Below are 15,876 nucleotides of genomic sequence, written 5' to 3' on the forward strand. Positions count from 1 at the left end.
GTCCCAGTTTAAGGGGCGTCGCCCTCGGCTCTCGTGTGCAGGCCCGCCAGCCGCGCCAGCCTGCCGAGCGAATCCAGCAGCGCCGTACGGTCGTACGTGGAGGTCGTCACCAGCAGCTCGTCGGCGCCGAGGTCCTGGGCGACCGCGGTCAGCTCCGCCGCGACCTGCTCCTCGGCGCCGTGGACGTGCCCTTGGAGCGCGCCCTCGTACAGCTCGCGCTCCTTCGGCGTCATCTCCAGCGCCTCGATCTCCCCGGCCGGCCTCAGGGGCGGGAAACTCCCCCGGGTGCGGGAGTACGCCAGGGCCCACGCCTCCGGGAGCAGGATCCGCCGGGCGGCCTCCCCGGTGGCCGCGACCGCCACCGTTCCCGAGACCACCACGTACGGCCGCGCGCCCCAGGGGGAGGGCCGGAACTCCTCGCGGTAGGCCGCCACCGCCTGCGCGACCCGGCTGCGGGCCCGCAGGTCACCCACCACCGGCAGCCCGGCCCGGGCGGCGATCCGCGCGCCCTCGCCGGTGGCCAGTACGTACGCCGGGATCCGCAGCCCCTCCGCCGGGCGGGCGTGCACCCCGGGATGGGCCCGCTGGGTCCCGTCGAGCCAGCCCAGCAGCTCGGCGAGCTGCTCCTCGAACCGGTCCGCGTCCTCGGTGCCACGGCCCAGGGCCCGCCGGATCCCGTCGGTGAAGCCGACCGAGCGGCCCACCCCCATGTCGATGCGGCCGGGGAACAGTGCCTCCAGCACCCCGAACTGCTCGGCGACGACCATCGGCTGGTGGTTGGGCAGCATCACCCCGCCCGTACCGACCCGGATCCGCCGGGTGGAGGCGGCGACGGCTGCGGCCAGCACGGTGGGCGCGGAACCGGCGACGCCCGGCACACCGTGGTGCTCGGACACCCAGAAGCGGTGGTACCCGAGCCGCTCCGCCTCGCGCGCGAGCTCCACGGTGTCCCGCAGGGCCTGCGGGTCGGGATGCCCCTGGCGCGTGCGGGACCGGTCGAGTAGCGAGATGCGCGGGATCACACACCTCTCAACGCCGCCGGGCCGTCAGGATTCCCGCAGCCCCGGCGGCCCTTAGGCTTCTGCCCATGTCCCGTGAGAGCGCCCACCGGCGGCCACTGGCCGTCTTCGACATCGACAACACCCTGTCCGACACCGACCACCGCCAGCACTTCCTGGAGCGCCGCCCGCGCGACTGGGACGGCTTCTTCGGCGCCGCCCCGGCCGATCCGCCGCTCGCGCGCGGGGTGGCCCTGGCGGTGGAGAGCGCCGCCGACTGCGAGGTGGTGTACCTGACCGGCCGGCCGGAGCGCTGCCGCGCGGACACCGTCGAGTGGCTGGCGCGGCACGGGCTGCCGGAGGGCCGGCTGTGGATGCGCGGTGACCGCGACCGCCGCCCCGCCCGGGCGACCAAGCTGGAGGTGCTCGGCCGGATCGCCCGGGGCCGGGAGGTCCGGATGCTCGTGGACGACGACGAACTGGTCTGCCGGGCCGCCCGGGAGGCCGGCTTCCGGGTGGTGCTCGCCGACTGGGCGGCGGACGCCCCGGAACTCACCACCGCCCAGGAGACCGAGGGCCGGACCTGACGCGCCGCCGGGCACCGCGGCCGGCCGCGGTGCCCGTCACTCCTCGTCGTCGAGCCGGAAGCCCACCTTCAAGCCCACCTGGTAGTGGGCGACCTCGCCGTTCTCGATGTGCCCGCGCACCTGCGTGACCTCGAACCAGTCCAGGTTGCGCAGCTTCGCGCCCGCCCGCGCGATCCCGTTGCGGACGGCCTGGTCGATGCCCTCTTGGGAGGTGCCGACGATCTCGGTCACCCGGTAGGTGTGGTTGGACATGGGCCTCTCCCGACAGTGGTCGCTATTGCCTGGTACTACGGTGCCCCAGTAAGTCCGCTCCCGCGAACTTTGTACCGACGGTCGGCCCCGGAGGGGGCCGGCCCGGGCCCCGCGGCCGCGTGCGCCCCAGCCGTCCGGGCACCGAGTTCAGCGTCCGCACATCCCGCCGCCGCTGAGCGGTCATGTCGAATCCAGCCGGTCACGGAAGAAGTAGAGGAGCCGGGCCGCCGACCTGCCGGCCCTGGCCCCCGCGCCCGGATCAGGAGCAGTCATGACCCTCGCCCCCCTGTCCCCGTCCCCCCTCGCACCCCCCGCATCCCCGGCCTCCCCCGCCCCCCGCTACGCCGTCCGGATCGCCCGCGACGAGGACGAGGTACGCGCAGCCCAGCGGCTGCGCCACCTCGTCTTCGCCGGAGAGTTCGGCGCCCGCCTGGACGGACCCGAGCCGGGCATCGACGCCGACGCCTTCGACGCCTACTGCGACCACCTCCTGGTGGTGGACGAGAACACCGGGCAGGTCGTCGGCACCTACCGGCTGCTGCCCCCCGAACGCGCCGCGGTCGCCGGCCGTCTCTACTCCGAGACCGAATTCGACCTGACCGCCCTCGCCCCCATCCGTCCCGACCTCGTGGAAGTCGGCCGCTCCTGCGTCCACCCGGACCACCGCAACGGCGCCGTCATCGCCCTCATCTGGGCCGGACTCGCCCGCTACATGGACCGCTCCGGCCACAACTGGCTCGCCGGCTGCTGCTCCATCCCGCTGGCCGACGGCGGCGTCCTGGCCGCCGCCACCCGCGCGAACGTCCTGACCCGCAACCTCGCCCCCGAGGAGTACCGGGTCACCCCGCACCTGCCCTGGAACCCCGAAGGCATCGCCTTCCCCGACCGCACGGAACTGCCCCCGCTGCTGCGCGGCTACCTGCGCTTGGGCGCCTGGGTGTGCGGCGAGCCCGCACTCGACGCCGGTTTCGGCTGCGCCGACCTGTACGTGCTGCTCTCACTGCGCCGGACCAACCCGCGCTACCTGAACCACTTCCTCTCGCTCGCCCCGGGCGCATGAGCGTCTGGCTGCCCACCGCACCCTGCACCCCCGAGGCCTGCGCCGGCCACGAGGGGCGGGCGGCGAGCATCCCGCACGCGGTGGCGCGGCTCGTCTGCGCCGCCGCCCTGATGCTGCTCGCGGTCCTGGCCGCGCCGCCGGTCCGGCTCCTGCCGCAGCGCCCCCGTCACGCCCTGGTGCGGGCCTGGGCCGCCGCACTGGTGGGCGCCCTGGGCATACGGATCACCGTGCACGGAAGCCCCGGGCCCGACGGCGGCCGCCTGGTCGTCGCCAACCACATCTCGTGGCTGGACATCCCCCTCGTGGCCGCCGCCCTGCCCTGCCGGATGCTGGCCAAGAGCGAGATCGGCGCCTGGCCCGTACTCGGCCGCCTCGCCGCCGGGGCCGGAACCCTGTTCATCGAACGCGACCGGATCAGGGCCCTGCCGCGCACCGTGGACGCCGTCAGCCGGTCCCTGCTCGCCGGAGACCGCGTGACGGTGTTCCCCGAAGGCTCGACCTGGTGCGGGCGCGCCCAGGGGCCCTTCCGGCGGGCCGTGTTCCAGGCGGCGCTGGACGCGCGGGTCCCCGTACAGCCGGTGCGGCTCGCGTACCGGTCCGGGGCGGACGGGAGCCTCGCCGGGGCGCCCGCGTTCGTCGGGGACGATCCGCTGACCGCCTCGCTGTGGCGGATCGCCCGGGCCCGCGGGATCCGGGCCGAGGTACGGCTGCTGCCGCGGATCCCGCCGGGCCGTCACCCGGACCGGCGGGACCTCGCCGCGGCCGCTCAGCGAGCGGTATGCGGCGACGCGGGACAGCCGACGCTGCCGGGCGTGCCGGCTCAGCCCTCCAGGCCGTCGGCCACCGACAGGGACAGCGCGAAACGGCCCTCCGCGTCCGTCCACCACTGCGTCAGCTCGAGCCCGGCCGCCGCCAGTTCGCGCCGTACGCCCTCCTGACGGAACTTCGCGGAGATCTCCGTCAGGATCTCCTCACCCTCCTCGAAGGGCACCACCAGATCCAGTGCCCGGATCTTCACCAGCGCCTGCGACCGGGCCCGCAACCGCATCTCGATCCACTCCTGTTCCCGGTTCCACACCGCCACGTGTTCGAAGTCGGCCGTGTGGAAATCAGCGCCCAGCTCCCGGTCGATCACCGCCAGTACGTTCTTGTTGAACTCCGCCGTCACCCCTTGGGAGTCGTCGTACGCGGCCACCAGCACCGCCTCGTCCTTCACCAGGTCCGTACCCATCAGCAGCGCGTCACCCGGCGACAGCATCGCCCGTACGGACGCCAGGAACGCGGCGCGCTCCGGAGGCCTCAGGTTCCCGACCGTGCCGCCCAGGAACACCACCAGCCGCGGGCCGGCCGACTCCGGCAGGCGCAGCGGCCGGGTGAAGTCCGCCAGCAGGGCGTGCACCCGCAGCCCCGGATGCTCTCCCAGCAGCGTCTGTGCCGCCCCCCGCAGGGCGCTCTCGCTGACGTCCACCGGGACGTAGGTCTCCAGCGCGGGCATCGCCTCGATCAGGTGCCGGGTCTTCTCCGAGGAACCGGAACCCAGCTCCACCAGCGTGCGCGCGCCGCTCTCCGTCGCGATCTCCCGGGCCCGTCCCAGCAGGATCTCCCGCTCGGCGCGCGTCGGATAGTACTCGGGCAACCGGGTGATCTCCTCGAAGAGTTCACTGCCCCGGGCGTCGTAGAACCACTTGGGAGGCAATTCCTTCGGCGAGCGGGTCAGGCCACCGCGCACGTCCGCCCGCAGCGCGGTATCCGCGGAGTGCTCGTCGAGGGTCCGGGTCAGCTGGAAATCATTCACGACAGACTCTCCTTGAGCGGGATCAGATCGACCCGGGTGGGGGTGGCGGTCAGCAAGGTGCGGTCGTCCACCTCGGTCCAGCGGCTGTCCTCGTCGTACGGCTCGGACGCCACGACCGTGGACCCGGCCCCCGGATCGGACAGGTACCAGAGGGAGTCGCCCCACGCGGTCGCGGCGATGCCCGTCCCGTCCGTCAGCAGCAGGTTCAGCCGGGACCCGGGGGAAGCGGCCGCCAGCTCCTGCACCGGCCCCGCGAGGGCCTCGCCGAGACCCGCCCCCTCCCGGAGCCGGCGCAGCACCAGCGCCCAGATCAGCGCCGAATCGGTACGCGCGGACAACTGGAGCAGCTCGTGCGGCGGCAGCGCGGCCGCCAAGGGGCCCGCCGCGTGCGGCCAGTCCCGTATCGCCCCGTTGTGGCTGAACAGCCAGGGCCCCGAAGCGAACGGCGAGGCTGCGGCCTCCCCGTCCGCCCCGGCCAGCGTGGCGTCCCGGACGGCGGCCAGCGCCGCCGTGCTGCGCACCACGCGGGCCAGGTCCGCGAAGGTCAGATCCCCCCAGACGGGCCCGGAGCGGCGGTAGCGGGCCGGTACCGGATCGTCCTGCGCGTACCAGCCGACGCCGAAGCCGTCGGCGTTGATCGTGCCGTACCGCTGGCGGCGCGGTGCGTACGACTGCCGGACCAGGGAGTACTCGGGCTCGCTCAGCAGCCGCCCCAGGCACACCGACGGTCCCAGATAAGCCAAGTGACGGCACATCACGCACCACCGCCACGCGCGGTCCGGAAGCCGGCGAAGATCTGCCGGCGGACAGGCAGGTCCCAGTTGCGGAACGTGCCACGGCAGGCCACCGGGTCCACGGCGAAGGAACCGCCGCGCAGCACCTTGTGCTCCGGGCCGAAGAACACCTCCGAGTACTCGCGGTACGGGAACGCCCTGAACCCCGGGTAGGGCAGGAAGTCCGAGGCGGTCCACTCCCACACGTCGCCGATCAGCTGGCGCACCCCGAGCGGGGAGGCGCCGGCCGGATAGCTGCCCGCCGGGGCGGGGCGCAGGTGGCGCTGGCCCAGATTGGCGTGAGCGGGCGTCGGGTCGGCGTCGCCCCAGGGGTAGCGGGCCGAGCGCCCGGTGCGGGGGTCGTGGCGGGCCGCCTTCTCCCACTCCGCCTCGGTGGGCAGCCGGCGGCCCGCCCAGCGGGCGAAGGCGTCGGCCTCGTACCAGCTGACGTGCAGTACCGGTTCGTCGTCCGGTACGGGCTCGGTGACGCCGAAGCGGCGGCGCAGCCAGATCCCGCCCTCCCGGTGCCAGAACAGCGGGGCCTCGATCCCGTGCGCGCGGATCTGCTCCCAGCCCTCGTCGGCCCACCAGCGGGGCTCGTGGTACCCGCCGTCCGCCATGAAGGCCTGGTAGGCGGCGTTGGTGACCGGCGCCGTGTCGATCCAAAACGGTGCGACGTCGCGGGTGTGCGCGGGCCGCTCGTTGTCCAGGGACCACGGCTCCGTGGACGTCCCCATCGTGAACGGGCCTCCGGGCACGAGGACTTCGGCCGCCGGGAGCGGCGGACCCGGCGGGGGGCCGGGGTCGGGGGCGGTGAGTACGGGCGCACCGCGCCTGAGCTGATGGGTGATCAGCATCGTCTCGTCGTGCTGCTGTTCGTGCTGGGCGATCATGCCGAAGGCGAACCCGCCGTCCAGGAGCGGGGTGCCCTCGAAAGCGGTGCGCTCCAACAGGTCGAAGACCCGCCCCCGCACCTCCGCCGCGTACCGGCGGGCCTCGCCGGGCCCCAGCAGCGGCAGCTTCGGCCGTTCGGAGCGGGGGTGCTGGAACGCGTCGTAGAGCGGGTCGATCTCGGGCCGCAGGGACTCGCGCCCGGCCACCCGCCGCAGCAGCCACAGCTCCTCCTGGTTGCCGATGTGCGCGAGGTCCCAGACCAGCGGCGACATCAGGGGGGAGTGCTGCGCCGTCAGGTCCTCGTCGGACACGGCGTCGGTCAGCGCGGTGGTACGGGCCCGGGCGGCGGTCAGCGCCGCGGCGGCCCGCTCACGCGAGCCGATGGGGCTGGATTCGGTGGTCACGGTCGCGTTTCCTTCCCGGCGGGCTGCCGCTGGTCCTGGTCGTCGGCCGGGCAGCGGCCGCGCAGTACGTAGCGCTCGGCGAAAGCGCCGACCGTGTCGCTGACGTGGGTGCTCGCCCCGAGCCGGGGCAACGCCTCGCCGGCCGCCGCGAAGCAGGCGACGGCGGCCGCACGCAGATCCGGGTCGGCGAGCCCCGCCCGGGCGGCGGTCCGCCACAGCCGGTTGCGGGGCGCGGGCCTGCCCCCGTACGCGTCGGCGAGCGCCTTCACCACCCGGTAGGCGGTCTCGGTGGCCTCGGGGTCGTCGAACAGTGCGTGCGTGACCGCCAGCGGAACCAGCCAGCCGTCCTCACCGGGCTGGGCGTCGATCATCCGCAGTTCCAGGTGGCCGCGCGGCCTGACCGGCGGGAACAGGGTCGTCAGGTGGTAGTCCAGATCCGCCCGGCCCGGCGGCCGGGGGCCCCCGGCGCGCAACCAGTCGCGGAACGTCAGCCCGCCCGGGACCTGCCAGGACGGCCCGGAGGAGCGCACGCACATCACCTCGGTGTCCAGCGCGTGCCGGGTCCAGGCGCCGCGTGGCTCCGCGTCCAGCGGCGGGGCGAGCGCGCGCCGCGCGTCGATGTCGCTCCAGATCCCCTGCCGGGCGCACCGCCATCCGGCGTACGGTCCCTCGTGCGCGGGGGAGTTGGCGAACGCGGCCACCAGCACCGCGCCCAGCAGGTGCGCCAGCCGCCAGCGCCGGCCGTGCCCGAGCGGGCCCGGCTCCTCCTGGCCGGCGTCCACGCAGACCTGCACGGAGGCGGAGGCACGCATCATGGCGCGCCCGGCGGGCCCGGTACGGTCGAAGTAGCTCTCCATGGCCCGGTACCGCGGGCTGTCGAGGAGGCGGCGGTACGGGTGGCGCGGGTCACGGCCGAGACCGAGCAGGGCCAGGCCCTGCGCGCCGAGGGTGCCGCGCACGGCCGAGAGATCGGCCTGCAGACCGTCCACGCAGGCCGTGAGGGAGGCGGCGGGGGCGGAACTGAGCTCCAGCTGGCCGCCGGGCTCGACGGTGAACCGGGACCGCAGCGGCAGGGCCCCCGCGGCGTCGTGCGCCGCGGTCAGCCGGCCGGCGTCCAGCGGTATCCAGGGGCGCTCGGCGTCCACCACCAGCCATTCGAGCTCGGCGCCGACCAGGCGCGGCGGGCCGGTCTTGAAGCAGATGCCGTGGACCACGTCCTCGGCGGCGGCTTCGGAGAGGGGGACGTCGGGAGGGGGCTGCCAGGGCGGAGCGGGTGAGTCCTGGTGCATGACCGGAACCTCATCTCCTGTCGTCGGCCGTCACCTGTCGACGGCTCGGATGTCACCTGTGCCTACCCGCCGGACCGGTACAAATTCCCTTGCCGTCAGCGCGTCCTGCGCCGCAGGATCACGGCGTGAGCAGCAGATTGCGTGAAATCGCGCGCCACAACGCGATCATCTCGGCGGCCGGCGGTTACCGGACACGCTCCGGACGGCAGGTCTCCCTGGCCGCCGCCCTGGCGGAAGCCAAGGCGGGAACCAGGATATATGGGCCGAACCAGGTCATTCCAAGTGATGAGCCGAAGGCGGGCCCAGACCGGACCGTCGTACAGGTCACCGGGGAGAGCAGTACGGCCGCGGCCCGCAGGCTCGCCGGGGGCCCCGGCGAAGAGCCCTCGGTCGCGGTGCTGTGCTTCGCCTCGGCCCGCAATCCCGGGGGCGGCTACGTCAGAGGGGCCAAGGCCCAGGAGGAAGCGCTGTGCCGCGCCTCGGCGCTCTACGAGACGCTGCTGGAGGCGCCGGAGTACTACGAGGTGCACCGCGCCGGCCGCAGCACCTTCTACACCGACCGGGTGATTCACTCGCCCGGCGTGCCCGTGTTCCGCGACGACCGGGGCGAACTGCTGGAGACCCCGTACCGGGCGGGATTCCTCACCTCCCCGGCGCCGAACGCGGGCACGATCCGCCGCCAGGAGCCGGAACGCGCGCACGAGATCCCGGCCGTCCTCGCCCGGAGGGCCGAACGGGTGCTGGAGGTCACCGCGATGCACCGCTACCGGCGGCTGGTGCTCGGCGCCTGGGGGTGCGGGGTGTTCCGCAACGACCCGGGTGAGGTCGCCGAGGCCTTCCGGGCGCTGCTCGCCGGGCGGTTCGCGGGCGCCTTCGAGCAGGTGGTGTTCGCCGTCCTGGACCGCGATCCGGGGCCGCGGGAGGCCTTCGAGCGGGCCTTCGCGGGGTTCGGCAGCACGGCGGGGGAGGGGGCCGCGCGCCCGTCGGCGTAGGGCACGGAGTGCAGCGGCCACCATTCGTATGAATTTCCGGAGAGTCCGTACGCAGGTGCCGGGACACGCCGGGACCCATCGGCTAACCCTGTCACGTCATGACGGCGCCCCTCACTTCCCTCCCCACTCCACTCCACCACGGCTGGACGCAGGACGACGGCGCGGGGGCCCACCTGGGTACTGAGAGGAACACAAGCGAATGAAGAAGCGTCTCGTGCTCGCCGGATCCGCTGTGGTGGCAAGCCTGGGCCTGGCCGTCGCGGCAGCTCCGGCTGTGGCCGTGGCCCAGCCCCTGAACCTCAACGTGAGTTGCAACGCCGGCGCTGCCGGACTCATCGCCGCCGTCGTGCAGGCGAACGCCAATCCCGACGGCGCGACGATCAACCTGGCCCACCGCTGCGTCTACCGCTTCACGGCAGGCACCGGCGGCAACGCGCTGCCGCCCATCACCACCAGGGTCACCATCAAGGGCCTGGACTCGAGCCTGATCCGCTCCACGGCGGCCACCACCCTCTTCCGGCTGCTGAGCGTCGCCCCGACCGGCGAACTGACGCTGAAGGGCGTCGTGGTCAACGGCGGCCGCACCCTCACGAACGGCGGCGGCATCAGCAACGAGGGCACCCTGCTGGTGGAGGACAGCACCCTCTCCGGGAACCAGGCCGGCTTGAACGGCGGTGCCATCTTCAACAACAACGGCCGGGTCACGGTGGTCGACAGCAAGCTCCTGACCAACATCGCCATCGCGGTCGACGGCGGCGCCCTCTTCAACACGACGAACGGCAGCGTCACGCTGAAGAAGACGACCGTCGCGGGCAACACCTCCAGCATCAACGGGGGCGGTGTCGAGAACAACGGCACGCTCCGGGTCCTGGACCACAGCGTGTTCACCCACAACGAGGCGCATGACGGCAACGGCGGTGCCCTCAGCAACATCGGCCCCACCGCCCACACCGCGATCAGCGACAGCAAGTTCACCGCGAACTGGGCCGGCTTCGACGGCGGCGCCGTCTTCAACGGCGTGCGTGCGGCGCTGGAGGCCCGCGAGACCGTCTTCGACCTGAACAAGGCCGGCCGGGACGGGGGCGCCATCGACAACGAAGGCACCGCGCTCCTGGAGCGGATCAAGATCGAGAAGAACTCCGCCGGCCGGAACGGCGGCGGCATCAACAACTGGGTGGCGGGCCTGCCCGCCGCGCGGGTCACCCTCGTCCGCAGCCTCGTCGTACAGAACCGGGCGGCCGAGAACGGCGGCGGCATCAACAACGACGTGAACGGGATCGTGGAGCTCCGGGACGACAAGGTCATCCACAACCTGCCCACCAACTGCGCCGGCAACGTCGCGCACTGCGTCGGCTGACCGTCCGGCCCGCTGCGCGGCCGAACGGCGGCGGCCCCACCCGGACAACGGGCGGGGCCGCCGCGCCGCTTGTAGCCCCGCCCGGCTACTGCCAGCCGTACCGCTCCCGCAGCCGGTTCACCACCAGCTGGAACCGGCCCCGGTCCAGCGCGCACGCCTCGCGGCGCATGCCCGACTCGTGCACCCGCAGCACCCGGTCCACATCCACCCAGGACTCCCGCCCCGCGGCGTCCCACGGACCGGTGCCGATCGGCACCCACTCCCGGTCGTGGTCGTGCCGCTTGCTGGACAGCTGCACCGCGAGCAGCGTGTTCCCGCCCGCCTCCCGCGCGACCACCAGCACGGGCCGGTCCTTGCCGCGCCCGTCGTTCTCCTCGAAGGGGACCCAGGTCCAGACGATCTCCCCCGGGTCGGGATCGCCGTCCTTGTCGGGGGCGTACGAGGTCCGCACGGGCCCGATGGCGTGCGGATCGGCCTCGGTGGTGGCCGTCTCCCCGTCCCGCCCGGGCTGCTCGACGTGGCTGTTGCCGTGCTGTGAAAGTGCCGTCATGCGCGAGAGGTTACTGCCTGCCGGTGGCCCGCCCTACGTGGCCGGGACCAGGCCGTCGGCCACCAGCCCGGCCAGCACCGCCTCACCCAGGGCCATGACCGCGGACTGGGGGCGGACCATCACCGTGATCTCCTTGATCCGCTCCTCCGCGTCGAGGTGCAGCAGGTCGATGCCGTGGATCTGCTTCCCGTTCACGGTGGCCCGGAACACCAGTACGGCGGCGTCGGTGGCCGCCCCGGCAGTGCTGGATTCGGCGGCGCCGTCGAGCCGGCCGACGTAGCGGAAGTCCTCGAAGGTGCGCAGGAGTACGCCGAACAGACCGAGGACCATCGGCCTGCCTTCGAACGGCGTGAACTTCACCGGGCTGTACAGCCGCACGTCCTCGGTGAACAGCTCCCCGATGGCGGTCAGGTCGCGGCTGTCGACGGCGGAGCGGAAGCGGTCGGCGGTGGTCATCGTGGCACACTCCTCAATGTGATTAGTCAGTTTCTTGACTATCATGTGGCCGGCATCCCTGACCAGAGGAAGGAAACGCTCCGATGGCTCTGCGCCACGCCGTCCTGGCGGCACTGCTCGACGAGGAACTGAGCGGATACCAGCTGGCCAAAGCGTTCGACATGGGCGTGGCGAACTTCTGGCACGCGCTCCCGCAACAGCTGTATGCCGAACTGGCCAAACTCGAACACGAAGGCCTCATCGCCGGCCGCGAGGTGGTTCAGGAGACCAGGCCGAACAAGCGCCTGTTCAAAGTCACCAGTGCCGGACTCGGTGAACTCGAACGGTTCACCGCGGCCGCCACGAAGCCCTCCTTCATCCGGGACGACCTGCTGGTGAAGGTGCAGGCAGCCGACCACGTGAACACCGACGCGCTGGTCGCCCAGCTCGCCGAGCGGATCACCTTCGCCGAAGCCAAGATCGAGCTGTTCGACGCCCTCCTGCGCACGATGCGCGGGGAGCTGGCCGAGGAGGAGTTCCTCCGCCACGGCGACCGCGTCGGCCCCTACCTGACCTGCCTCCGCGGCCTGTCCTTCGAACGGGCCAACCGGGACTGGTACGAGCGCGCGGTGACGGTCCTGCGGGAACGCCCGGGGCGGTAGGCCTCCGGCTGGGAACGGTGCCGTGTTCGACGCCACAGCGCGACAGCCGGGCATCGATCGCCGGCATGCCCAGCCCCGGGCGGCCTGCGGACGCTGTGCCGGGGGAGCGCGTAGCGATCTGTCGCGCCGGTGGGCGGGCCCCCTCGCTACGCTCGGGCCTCCCTGGGGCTCCGGCCCAGACCCCGCGCCTCAAACGCCGGCGGGGCTGAATTTGCTGGCCGGCGTCGAACGCTGGGAGGCGCCCCACGGACCGGGAATGGCGGTAGGTACGACGCCAGATCACGTCAGCTGTGTAGCGATCGGTGGCGGCTTATGTCCAGCCCCGGACGGCCTGCGGACGCTACGCCGGGGGAAGCGCGTAGCGAATGTTGCGCGGGTGGGTGGTCCCCCTCGCTGCGCTCGGGGCTTTCTGGGGCTCCGCCCCAGACCCCGCGCCTCAATCGCCGGCGAGGCTGAATTTGCGGATCGGCGCCGAACGCCGGCAGGCGCCCCACGGGCCGAAAACGGTGGCCGGTACGACGCCGGAGCACGTCAGCCGTGTAGCGACCGTGGCGGCCTACGCCCAGCCCATGCCGGGCTGCGGACGCCAAGCCGGGAGGAGCGCGTAGCGGTCGTTGGCGGCTTATGCCCAGCCGGGGACGGGCTGCGGACGCTATGCCGGGGGGAGCGCGTAGCGATCTGTCGCGTGGGTGGGTGGGCCCCCTCGCTGCGCTCGGGGCTCCCTGGGGCTCGGCCCCAGACCCCGCGCCTCAATCGCCGGCGGGGCTGAATTTCCCGACCGGCGTCCGGAACTTCGGGCGGCGCAACAGCCGGGCATGGAAGGGGTCGCAGAGGACGGGCCTGGACCGGGGCTTCGGGCGGGCGTCGTTGAGACCGGGTCATCGGAACATGACCTCCCGGCCGTTTCCTTGGGGGCTTCCCGGCAGTCTGTGGCGTTTCGGGGCGGGACGGGCAGTCAAGGGTGGCCGCAGGCCATCGCGGAGCGACGCGAGCGCAGCGAGCGCCCTTGACGGACCGGACCGACACGAAAGGACAGTGGACTGACGGGACGCCCCCAGCACCCCCGACACCGCCCAAGGGCACTCCGCCAGCGGCAGTCGGCCCGCACCTCCCCCACACCCCGCAGGGGAACCCGCCTCGCGCCCCCACCCCGCCCTGCCGAAGTACGCACCGCCCCCCGCCAGCGGATTAGGCGTGCCAACGCGTGTTTCAGGCCATCCGCCAACCCCCCACGCGTACCCGGTCTGCAAGGATTCCAGGGCAATGCCTCAGACACCTCACACCCAAACCACCACCACATCCGCCACATCCGTCTCATCCGCCACATCTCCCATACCCGCTACACCCGCCACATCCGCCGTACCCACCAGCGCCGACGTCGCCCGCGTCGCCGGGGTGTCGCGCGCGACGGTCTCGTACGTGCTGAACAACGCCGAAGCCGTACGCATCAGCGAGCCGACCCGCCGCAAGGTGCGCGAAGCCGCCGAGGAGCTGGGTTACGTACCGCACGCCGCCGCGCGCAGCCTGCGGGCCGGGCACACCCGGATCGTGCTGCTGCCCACCTCCCAGGTCCCCTTCGGCCCGCTCTACCGCACCTTCCTCAACGAGCTCCAGCAGGCCCTGCGCCGCCTCGACTACACCGTCGTGCAGTACGGCAGCCTCGGCCTCACCGGCGACGAGGCCGCCCGTTCCTGGGCCGAGCTGCGCCCCGTCGCGGTGATCTCGCTCGGGGAGATCACCCTCTGTGCGGGCAACGTCGCGACGCTCAAACGGGCCGGTGCCCGCGCGGTGATAACGCTGGGGCCCGGACGGGTGCCCGGGGCGCACGCGCTGGTCATGGACCAGGCGGAAGTCGGCGCCCGGGCGGCCGCCCACCTGGTCGAGCGGGGCCGGCGCCGGATCGGGGTCGTCGTCCCGCAGGAGGAAGGACTGGGGCTCTTCTCCGAGCCCCGGCTCGCGGGCGCCCGGTCGGTGGCGTCCGCCGCGGTGGAGCCGTTGCCCCTCGCCTACGACGAGGCGTCGGCCGCCGCGCTCGCGGCCCGCTGGCGGTCGCTCGGGCTGGACGGTGTCTTCGCGTACAACGACGACTACGCGACGCTGCTGATGCGGGCCCTCCAGGACGCCGGCCTGCGCGTCCCCGAGGACGTGGCCGTCATCGGCGCCGACGACCTGCTGATCGGGCGGTTGCTGCGCCCCCGGCTCAGTACGGTGCAGATCGAGATGCCCACGGGGGAGCACCTGGCCGCCCTCGTGGACCGCGCGGTGCGGGAACCTTCCCACCTCACCGAGCGGCACGACCTGATGACAGCCGTGGCGGTACGGCGCGAGTCCACCTGAGCCGAGTTCACCTGAGCCGACTCCGGCTGAGCCGAATCAGTCGGCCCGGTCGGCCCGGTCCGCCCGGTCCGCCCGGTCCGCCCGGCGGGCTCCCGAGGTCCGGTGCCCCGGGCAGGCCGTTGACAGGCGGTGATCGGCGGACGGAGACTGCGGGCGCGCCCCATCCGGGCGCACCCGGCGCCATGCGCCGGTGCCGCCACCGGCGCCGGCCCGGCTCCGCCCGTACGGATCCGCCCAGGAGAGACCCCATGAGCATCCGCACCGTCCGCGACGTCTACGTCGTCGACGCCGTCCGCACCCCGATCGGCAAGTTCGGAGGGGCGCTCGCCGGTGTCCGACCGGACGACCTGGCCGCCCACGTGGTGCGCGCGCTGGTGGACCGTACGCCCGACCTCGACCCGGCCCGCATCGACGACGTCGTCTTCGGCGACGCCAACGGGGCGGGCGAGGACAACCGGGACGTCGCGCGCATGGCGGTGCTGCTCGCGGGACTGCCCGTGTCCGTCCCCGGCGTCACCGTCAACCGGCTTTGCGGCTCCGGCCTGGAGGCCGTGATCCAGGCCGCCCGCGCCATCGCGCTCGGCGACGCCTCCGTGGCCATCGCGGGCGGGGTGGAGTCCATGTCCCGCGCGCCGTGGGTGGTGCAGAAGCCGGAGCGCGCCTTCCCGGCCGGGCACCAGCAGATGTGGTCCACCACCCTGGGGTGGCGGATGACCAACCCCCGGATGCCCGCGGAGTGGACGGGCTCGCTCGGCGAGGGTGCCGAACTCGTCGCGGACAAGTACGCCGTCACGCGCGAGGCGCAGGACCTGTTCGCCCTGGAGAGCCACCGCAAGGCCGCGGCGGCCTGGGCCGAGGGGCTCTACGACGGCGAGGTCGTCCCGTACCCCGGAGCGGAGCTCGTACGTGACGAGTCGATCCGGGAAGGCTCCACCCCGGAGGCGATGGCGCGGCTCAAGCCCGCGTTCCGTACGGACGGCTCCGGCACGGTCACCGCGGGCAACGCCTCCCCGCTGAACGACGGGGCCGCGGCGCTGCTGCTGACGGACGAGGCGGGGCTCGCCGCCACCGGCCGGGAGCCGTTGGCCCGCATCAGTGCGAGCGCCGTCACGGGGATCGAGCCGCAGCTGTTCGGGCTCGGACCGGTGGAGGCCGTCCAGCGGGCTCTCGCCAAGGCCGGCCGGGAGATGGGCGAGCTGTCCGTGCTGGAGCTGAACGAGGCGTTCGCGGCGCAGGCGTTGGGTTGTCTGGCCGCCTGGCCGGAGCTGGACCCGGCGGTGGTCAATCCGCGCGGCGGTGCGATCGCGATCGGGCACCCGCTCGGCGCCTCGGGTGCCCGGCTGGCGGGATCGGTCGCCCACCAGCTCGCGGCGGCCGGCTCCGGTACGGGCATGGCGGCGCTGTGCATCGGCGTCGGGCAGGGCATCGCGCTGGTCCTGGAGCGCTGACCGGGCGGGCGGGACTCGGGCCGGACGCCGAACCGGACGCGGG

General features: G+C 73.5%; 16 protein-coding genes. 8 read left to right on the forward strand and 8 right to left on the reverse strand.

What is annotated here, in order from left to right; all coding sequences use genetic code 11:
• Positions 1 to 8 precede the first annotated feature (8 nt).
• Positions 9 to 1,022 carry an LLM class flavin-dependent oxidoreductase gene (locus OHA81_RS27070; protein WP_329200092.1) on the reverse strand — a complete coding sequence of 338 codons (1,014 nt, stop codon included), beginning with the start codon at positions 1,020 to 1,022 and terminating at the stop codon, positions 9 to 11.
• 65 nt (positions 1,023 to 1,087) lie between these two features.
• On the opposite strand from OHA81_RS27070, the gene OHA81_RS27075 reads away from it, so the two are divergent.
• Entirely contained in the window at positions 1,088 to 1,585 is a 498-nt protein-coding gene (locus tag OHA81_RS27075; RefSeq protein WP_329200093.1) for a phosphatase domain-containing protein, read from the forward strand.
• 36 nt (positions 1,586 to 1,621) lie between these two features.
• On the opposite strand, the gene OHA81_RS27080 is transcribed toward OHA81_RS27075, so the two are convergent.
• Entirely contained in the window at positions 1,622 to 1,837 is a 216-nt protein-coding gene (locus OHA81_RS27080; protein ID WP_329200094.1) for a dodecin, read from the reverse strand.
• A 271-nt stretch (positions 1,838 to 2,108) separates the two neighbouring features.
• On the opposite strand from OHA81_RS27080, the gene OHA81_RS27085 reads away from it, so the two are divergent.
• Both OHA81_RS27085 and OHA81_RS27090 read left to right on the forward strand, forming a co-directional pair.
• Positions 2,109 to 2,897 (forward strand): GNAT family N-acetyltransferase, encoded by a 789-nt coding sequence (locus tag OHA81_RS27085; RefSeq protein ID WP_329200096.1) that lies wholly within the window; start codon positions 2,109 to 2,111, stop codon positions 2,895 to 2,897.
• Entirely contained in the window at positions 2,894 to 3,835 is a 942-nt protein-coding gene (locus OHA81_RS27090; protein WP_329200097.1) for a lysophospholipid acyltransferase family protein, read from the forward strand. The genes OHA81_RS27085 and OHA81_RS27090 overlap by 4 nt, the downstream gene beginning before the upstream one ends.
• Here the strand turns inward: OHA81_RS27090 and egtD are convergent.
• Genes egtD through egtA form a run of 4 tightly spaced genes read right to left on the reverse strand, consistent with a single transcriptional unit; the run spans position 3,718 to position 8,052 of the window.
• Positions 3,718 to 4,692, reverse strand: a complete 975-nt coding sequence (egtD, locus tag OHA81_RS27095) for an L-histidine N(alpha)-methyltransferase (RefSeq protein WP_329200099.1) — start codon at positions 4,690 to 4,692, stop codon at positions 3,718 to 3,720. The genes OHA81_RS27090 and egtD overlap by 118 nt on opposite strands.
• On the reverse strand, positions 4,689 to 5,447 hold the full coding sequence (gene egtC, locus OHA81_RS27100) for an ergothioneine biosynthesis protein EgtC (protein ID WP_329200101.1): 759 nt from the start codon (positions 5,445 to 5,447) through the stop codon (positions 4,689 to 4,691). Before egtC ends, egtD begins: the two co-directional genes overlap by 4 nt.
• Positions 5,447 to 6,763: an ergothioneine biosynthesis protein EgtB gene (egtB, locus tag OHA81_RS27105; RefSeq protein ID WP_329200103.1), complete on the reverse strand. Its 1,317-nt coding sequence runs from the start codon at positions 6,761 to 6,763 to the stop codon at positions 5,447 to 5,449. The genes egtC and egtB overlap by 1 nt, the downstream gene beginning before the upstream one ends.
• Complete coding sequence (gene egtA / locus OHA81_RS27110; RefSeq protein ID WP_329200105.1) at positions 6,760 to 8,052, reverse strand: ergothioneine biosynthesis glutamate--cysteine ligase EgtA; 1,293 nt, start codon at positions 8,050 to 8,052, stop codon at positions 6,760 to 6,762. The genes egtB and egtA overlap by 4 nt, the downstream gene beginning before the upstream one ends.
• A 125-nt stretch (positions 8,053 to 8,177) precedes the next feature.
• On the opposite strand from egtA, the gene OHA81_RS27115 reads away from it, so the two are divergent.
• Both OHA81_RS27115 and OHA81_RS27120 read left to right on the forward strand, forming a co-directional pair.
• Complete coding sequence (locus OHA81_RS27115) at positions 8,178 to 9,044, forward strand: TIGR02452 family protein (RefSeq protein ID WP_329200107.1); 867 nt, start codon at positions 8,178 to 8,180, stop codon at positions 9,042 to 9,044.
• Between the two features lie 199 nt (positions 9,045 to 9,243).
• Positions 9,244 to 10,401, forward strand: coding sequence for a hypothetical protein (locus tag OHA81_RS27120; RefSeq protein WP_329200109.1), 1,158 nt, complete (start codon positions 9,244 to 9,246; stop codon positions 10,399 to 10,401).
• An 85-nt stretch (positions 10,402 to 10,486) separates the two neighbouring features.
• Here OHA81_RS27120 and OHA81_RS27125 read toward each other — a convergent pair whose 3' ends face one another.
• Positions 10,487 to 10,951: a type II toxin-antitoxin system PemK/MazF family toxin gene (locus OHA81_RS27125; protein ID WP_329200110.1), complete on the reverse strand. Its 465-nt coding sequence runs from the start codon at positions 10,949 to 10,951 to the stop codon at positions 10,487 to 10,489.
• 33 nt (positions 10,952 to 10,984) lie between these two features.
• Positions 10,985 to 11,407 carry a nuclear transport factor 2 family protein gene (locus tag OHA81_RS27130; protein WP_329200112.1) on the reverse strand — a complete coding sequence of 141 codons (423 nt, stop codon included), beginning with the start codon at positions 11,405 to 11,407 and terminating at the stop codon, positions 10,985 to 10,987.
• An 83-nt stretch (positions 11,408 to 11,490) separates the two neighbouring features.
• Here OHA81_RS27130 and OHA81_RS27135 point away from each other — a divergent pair, with 83 nt between their 5' ends.
• The 3 genes from OHA81_RS27135 (at position 11,491) to OHA81_RS27145 (ending at position 15,833) form a co-directional block, all read left to right on the forward strand.
• The gene (locus OHA81_RS27135; protein ID WP_329200114.1) at positions 11,491 to 12,048 is read left to right on the forward strand and encodes a PadR family transcriptional regulator; all 558 of its coding nucleotides are present in this window, start codon (positions 11,491 to 11,493) and stop codon (positions 12,046 to 12,048) included.
• A 1,263-nt stretch (positions 12,049 to 13,311) separates the two neighbouring features.
• Positions 13,312 to 14,385, forward strand: a complete 1,074-nt coding sequence (locus OHA81_RS27140; RefSeq protein ID WP_329200116.1) for a LacI family DNA-binding transcriptional regulator — start codon at positions 13,312 to 13,314, stop codon at positions 14,383 to 14,385.
• A 248-nt stretch (positions 14,386 to 14,633) separates the two neighbouring features.
• A complete protein-coding gene (locus tag OHA81_RS27145) occupies positions 14,634 to 15,833 on the forward strand; it encodes a thiolase family protein (protein ID WP_329200117.1) in 1,200 nt (399 codons plus the stop codon).
• The last annotated feature ends 43 nt before the right edge of the window (positions 15,834 to 15,876 follow it).

Origin of the sequence: Streptomyces sp. NBC_00667 (genome assembly GCF_036226825.1) — a bacterium.
In the GTDB taxonomy this organism is placed as follows: Bacteria; Actinomycetota; Actinomycetes; order Streptomycetales; family Streptomycetaceae; genus Streptomyces.

Coding starts and splice junctions, on each gene's coding strand:
- egtA (WP_329200105.1), bottom strand. CDS start 8,052: ATGCACCAGGACTCACCCGCTCCGCCCTGGCAGCCCCCTCCCGACGTC.
- OHA81_RS27125 (WP_329200110.1), bottom strand. CDS start 10,951: ATGACGGCACTTTCACAGCACGGCAACAGCCACGTCGAGCAGCCCGGG.
- OHA81_RS27120 (WP_329200109.1), top strand. CDS start 9,244: ATGAAGAAGCGTCTCGTGCTCGCCGGATCCGCTGTGGTGGCAAGCCTG.
- OHA81_RS27140 (WP_329200116.1), top strand. CDS start 13,312: ATGCCTCAGACACCTCACACCCAAACCACCACCACATCCGCCACATCC.
- OHA81_RS27075 (WP_329200093.1), top strand. CDS start 1,088: ATGTCCCGTGAGAGCGCCCACCGGCGGCCACTGGCCGTCTTCGACATC.
- OHA81_RS27080 (WP_329200094.1), bottom strand. CDS start 1,837: ATGTCCAACCACACCTACCGGGTGACCGAGATCGTCGGCACCTCCCAA.
- OHA81_RS27090 (WP_329200097.1), top strand. CDS start 2,894: ATGAGCGTCTGGCTGCCCACCGCACCCTGCACCCCCGAGGCCTGCGCC.
- OHA81_RS27145 (WP_329200117.1), top strand. CDS start 14,634: ATGAGCATCCGCACCGTCCGCGACGTCTACGTCGTCGACGCCGTCCGC.
- OHA81_RS27085 (WP_329200096.1), top strand. CDS start 2,109: ATGACCCTCGCCCCCCTGTCCCCGTCCCCCCTCGCACCCCCCGCATCC.
- OHA81_RS27130 (WP_329200112.1), bottom strand. CDS start 11,407: ATGACCACCGCCGACCGCTTCCGCTCCGCCGTCGACAGCCGCGACCTG.
- egtC (WP_329200101.1), bottom strand. CDS start 5,447: ATGTGCCGTCACTTGGCTTATCTGGGACCGTCGGTGTGCCTGGGGCGG.
- OHA81_RS27135 (WP_329200114.1), top strand. CDS start 11,491: ATGGCTCTGCGCCACGCCGTCCTGGCGGCACTGCTCGACGAGGAACTG.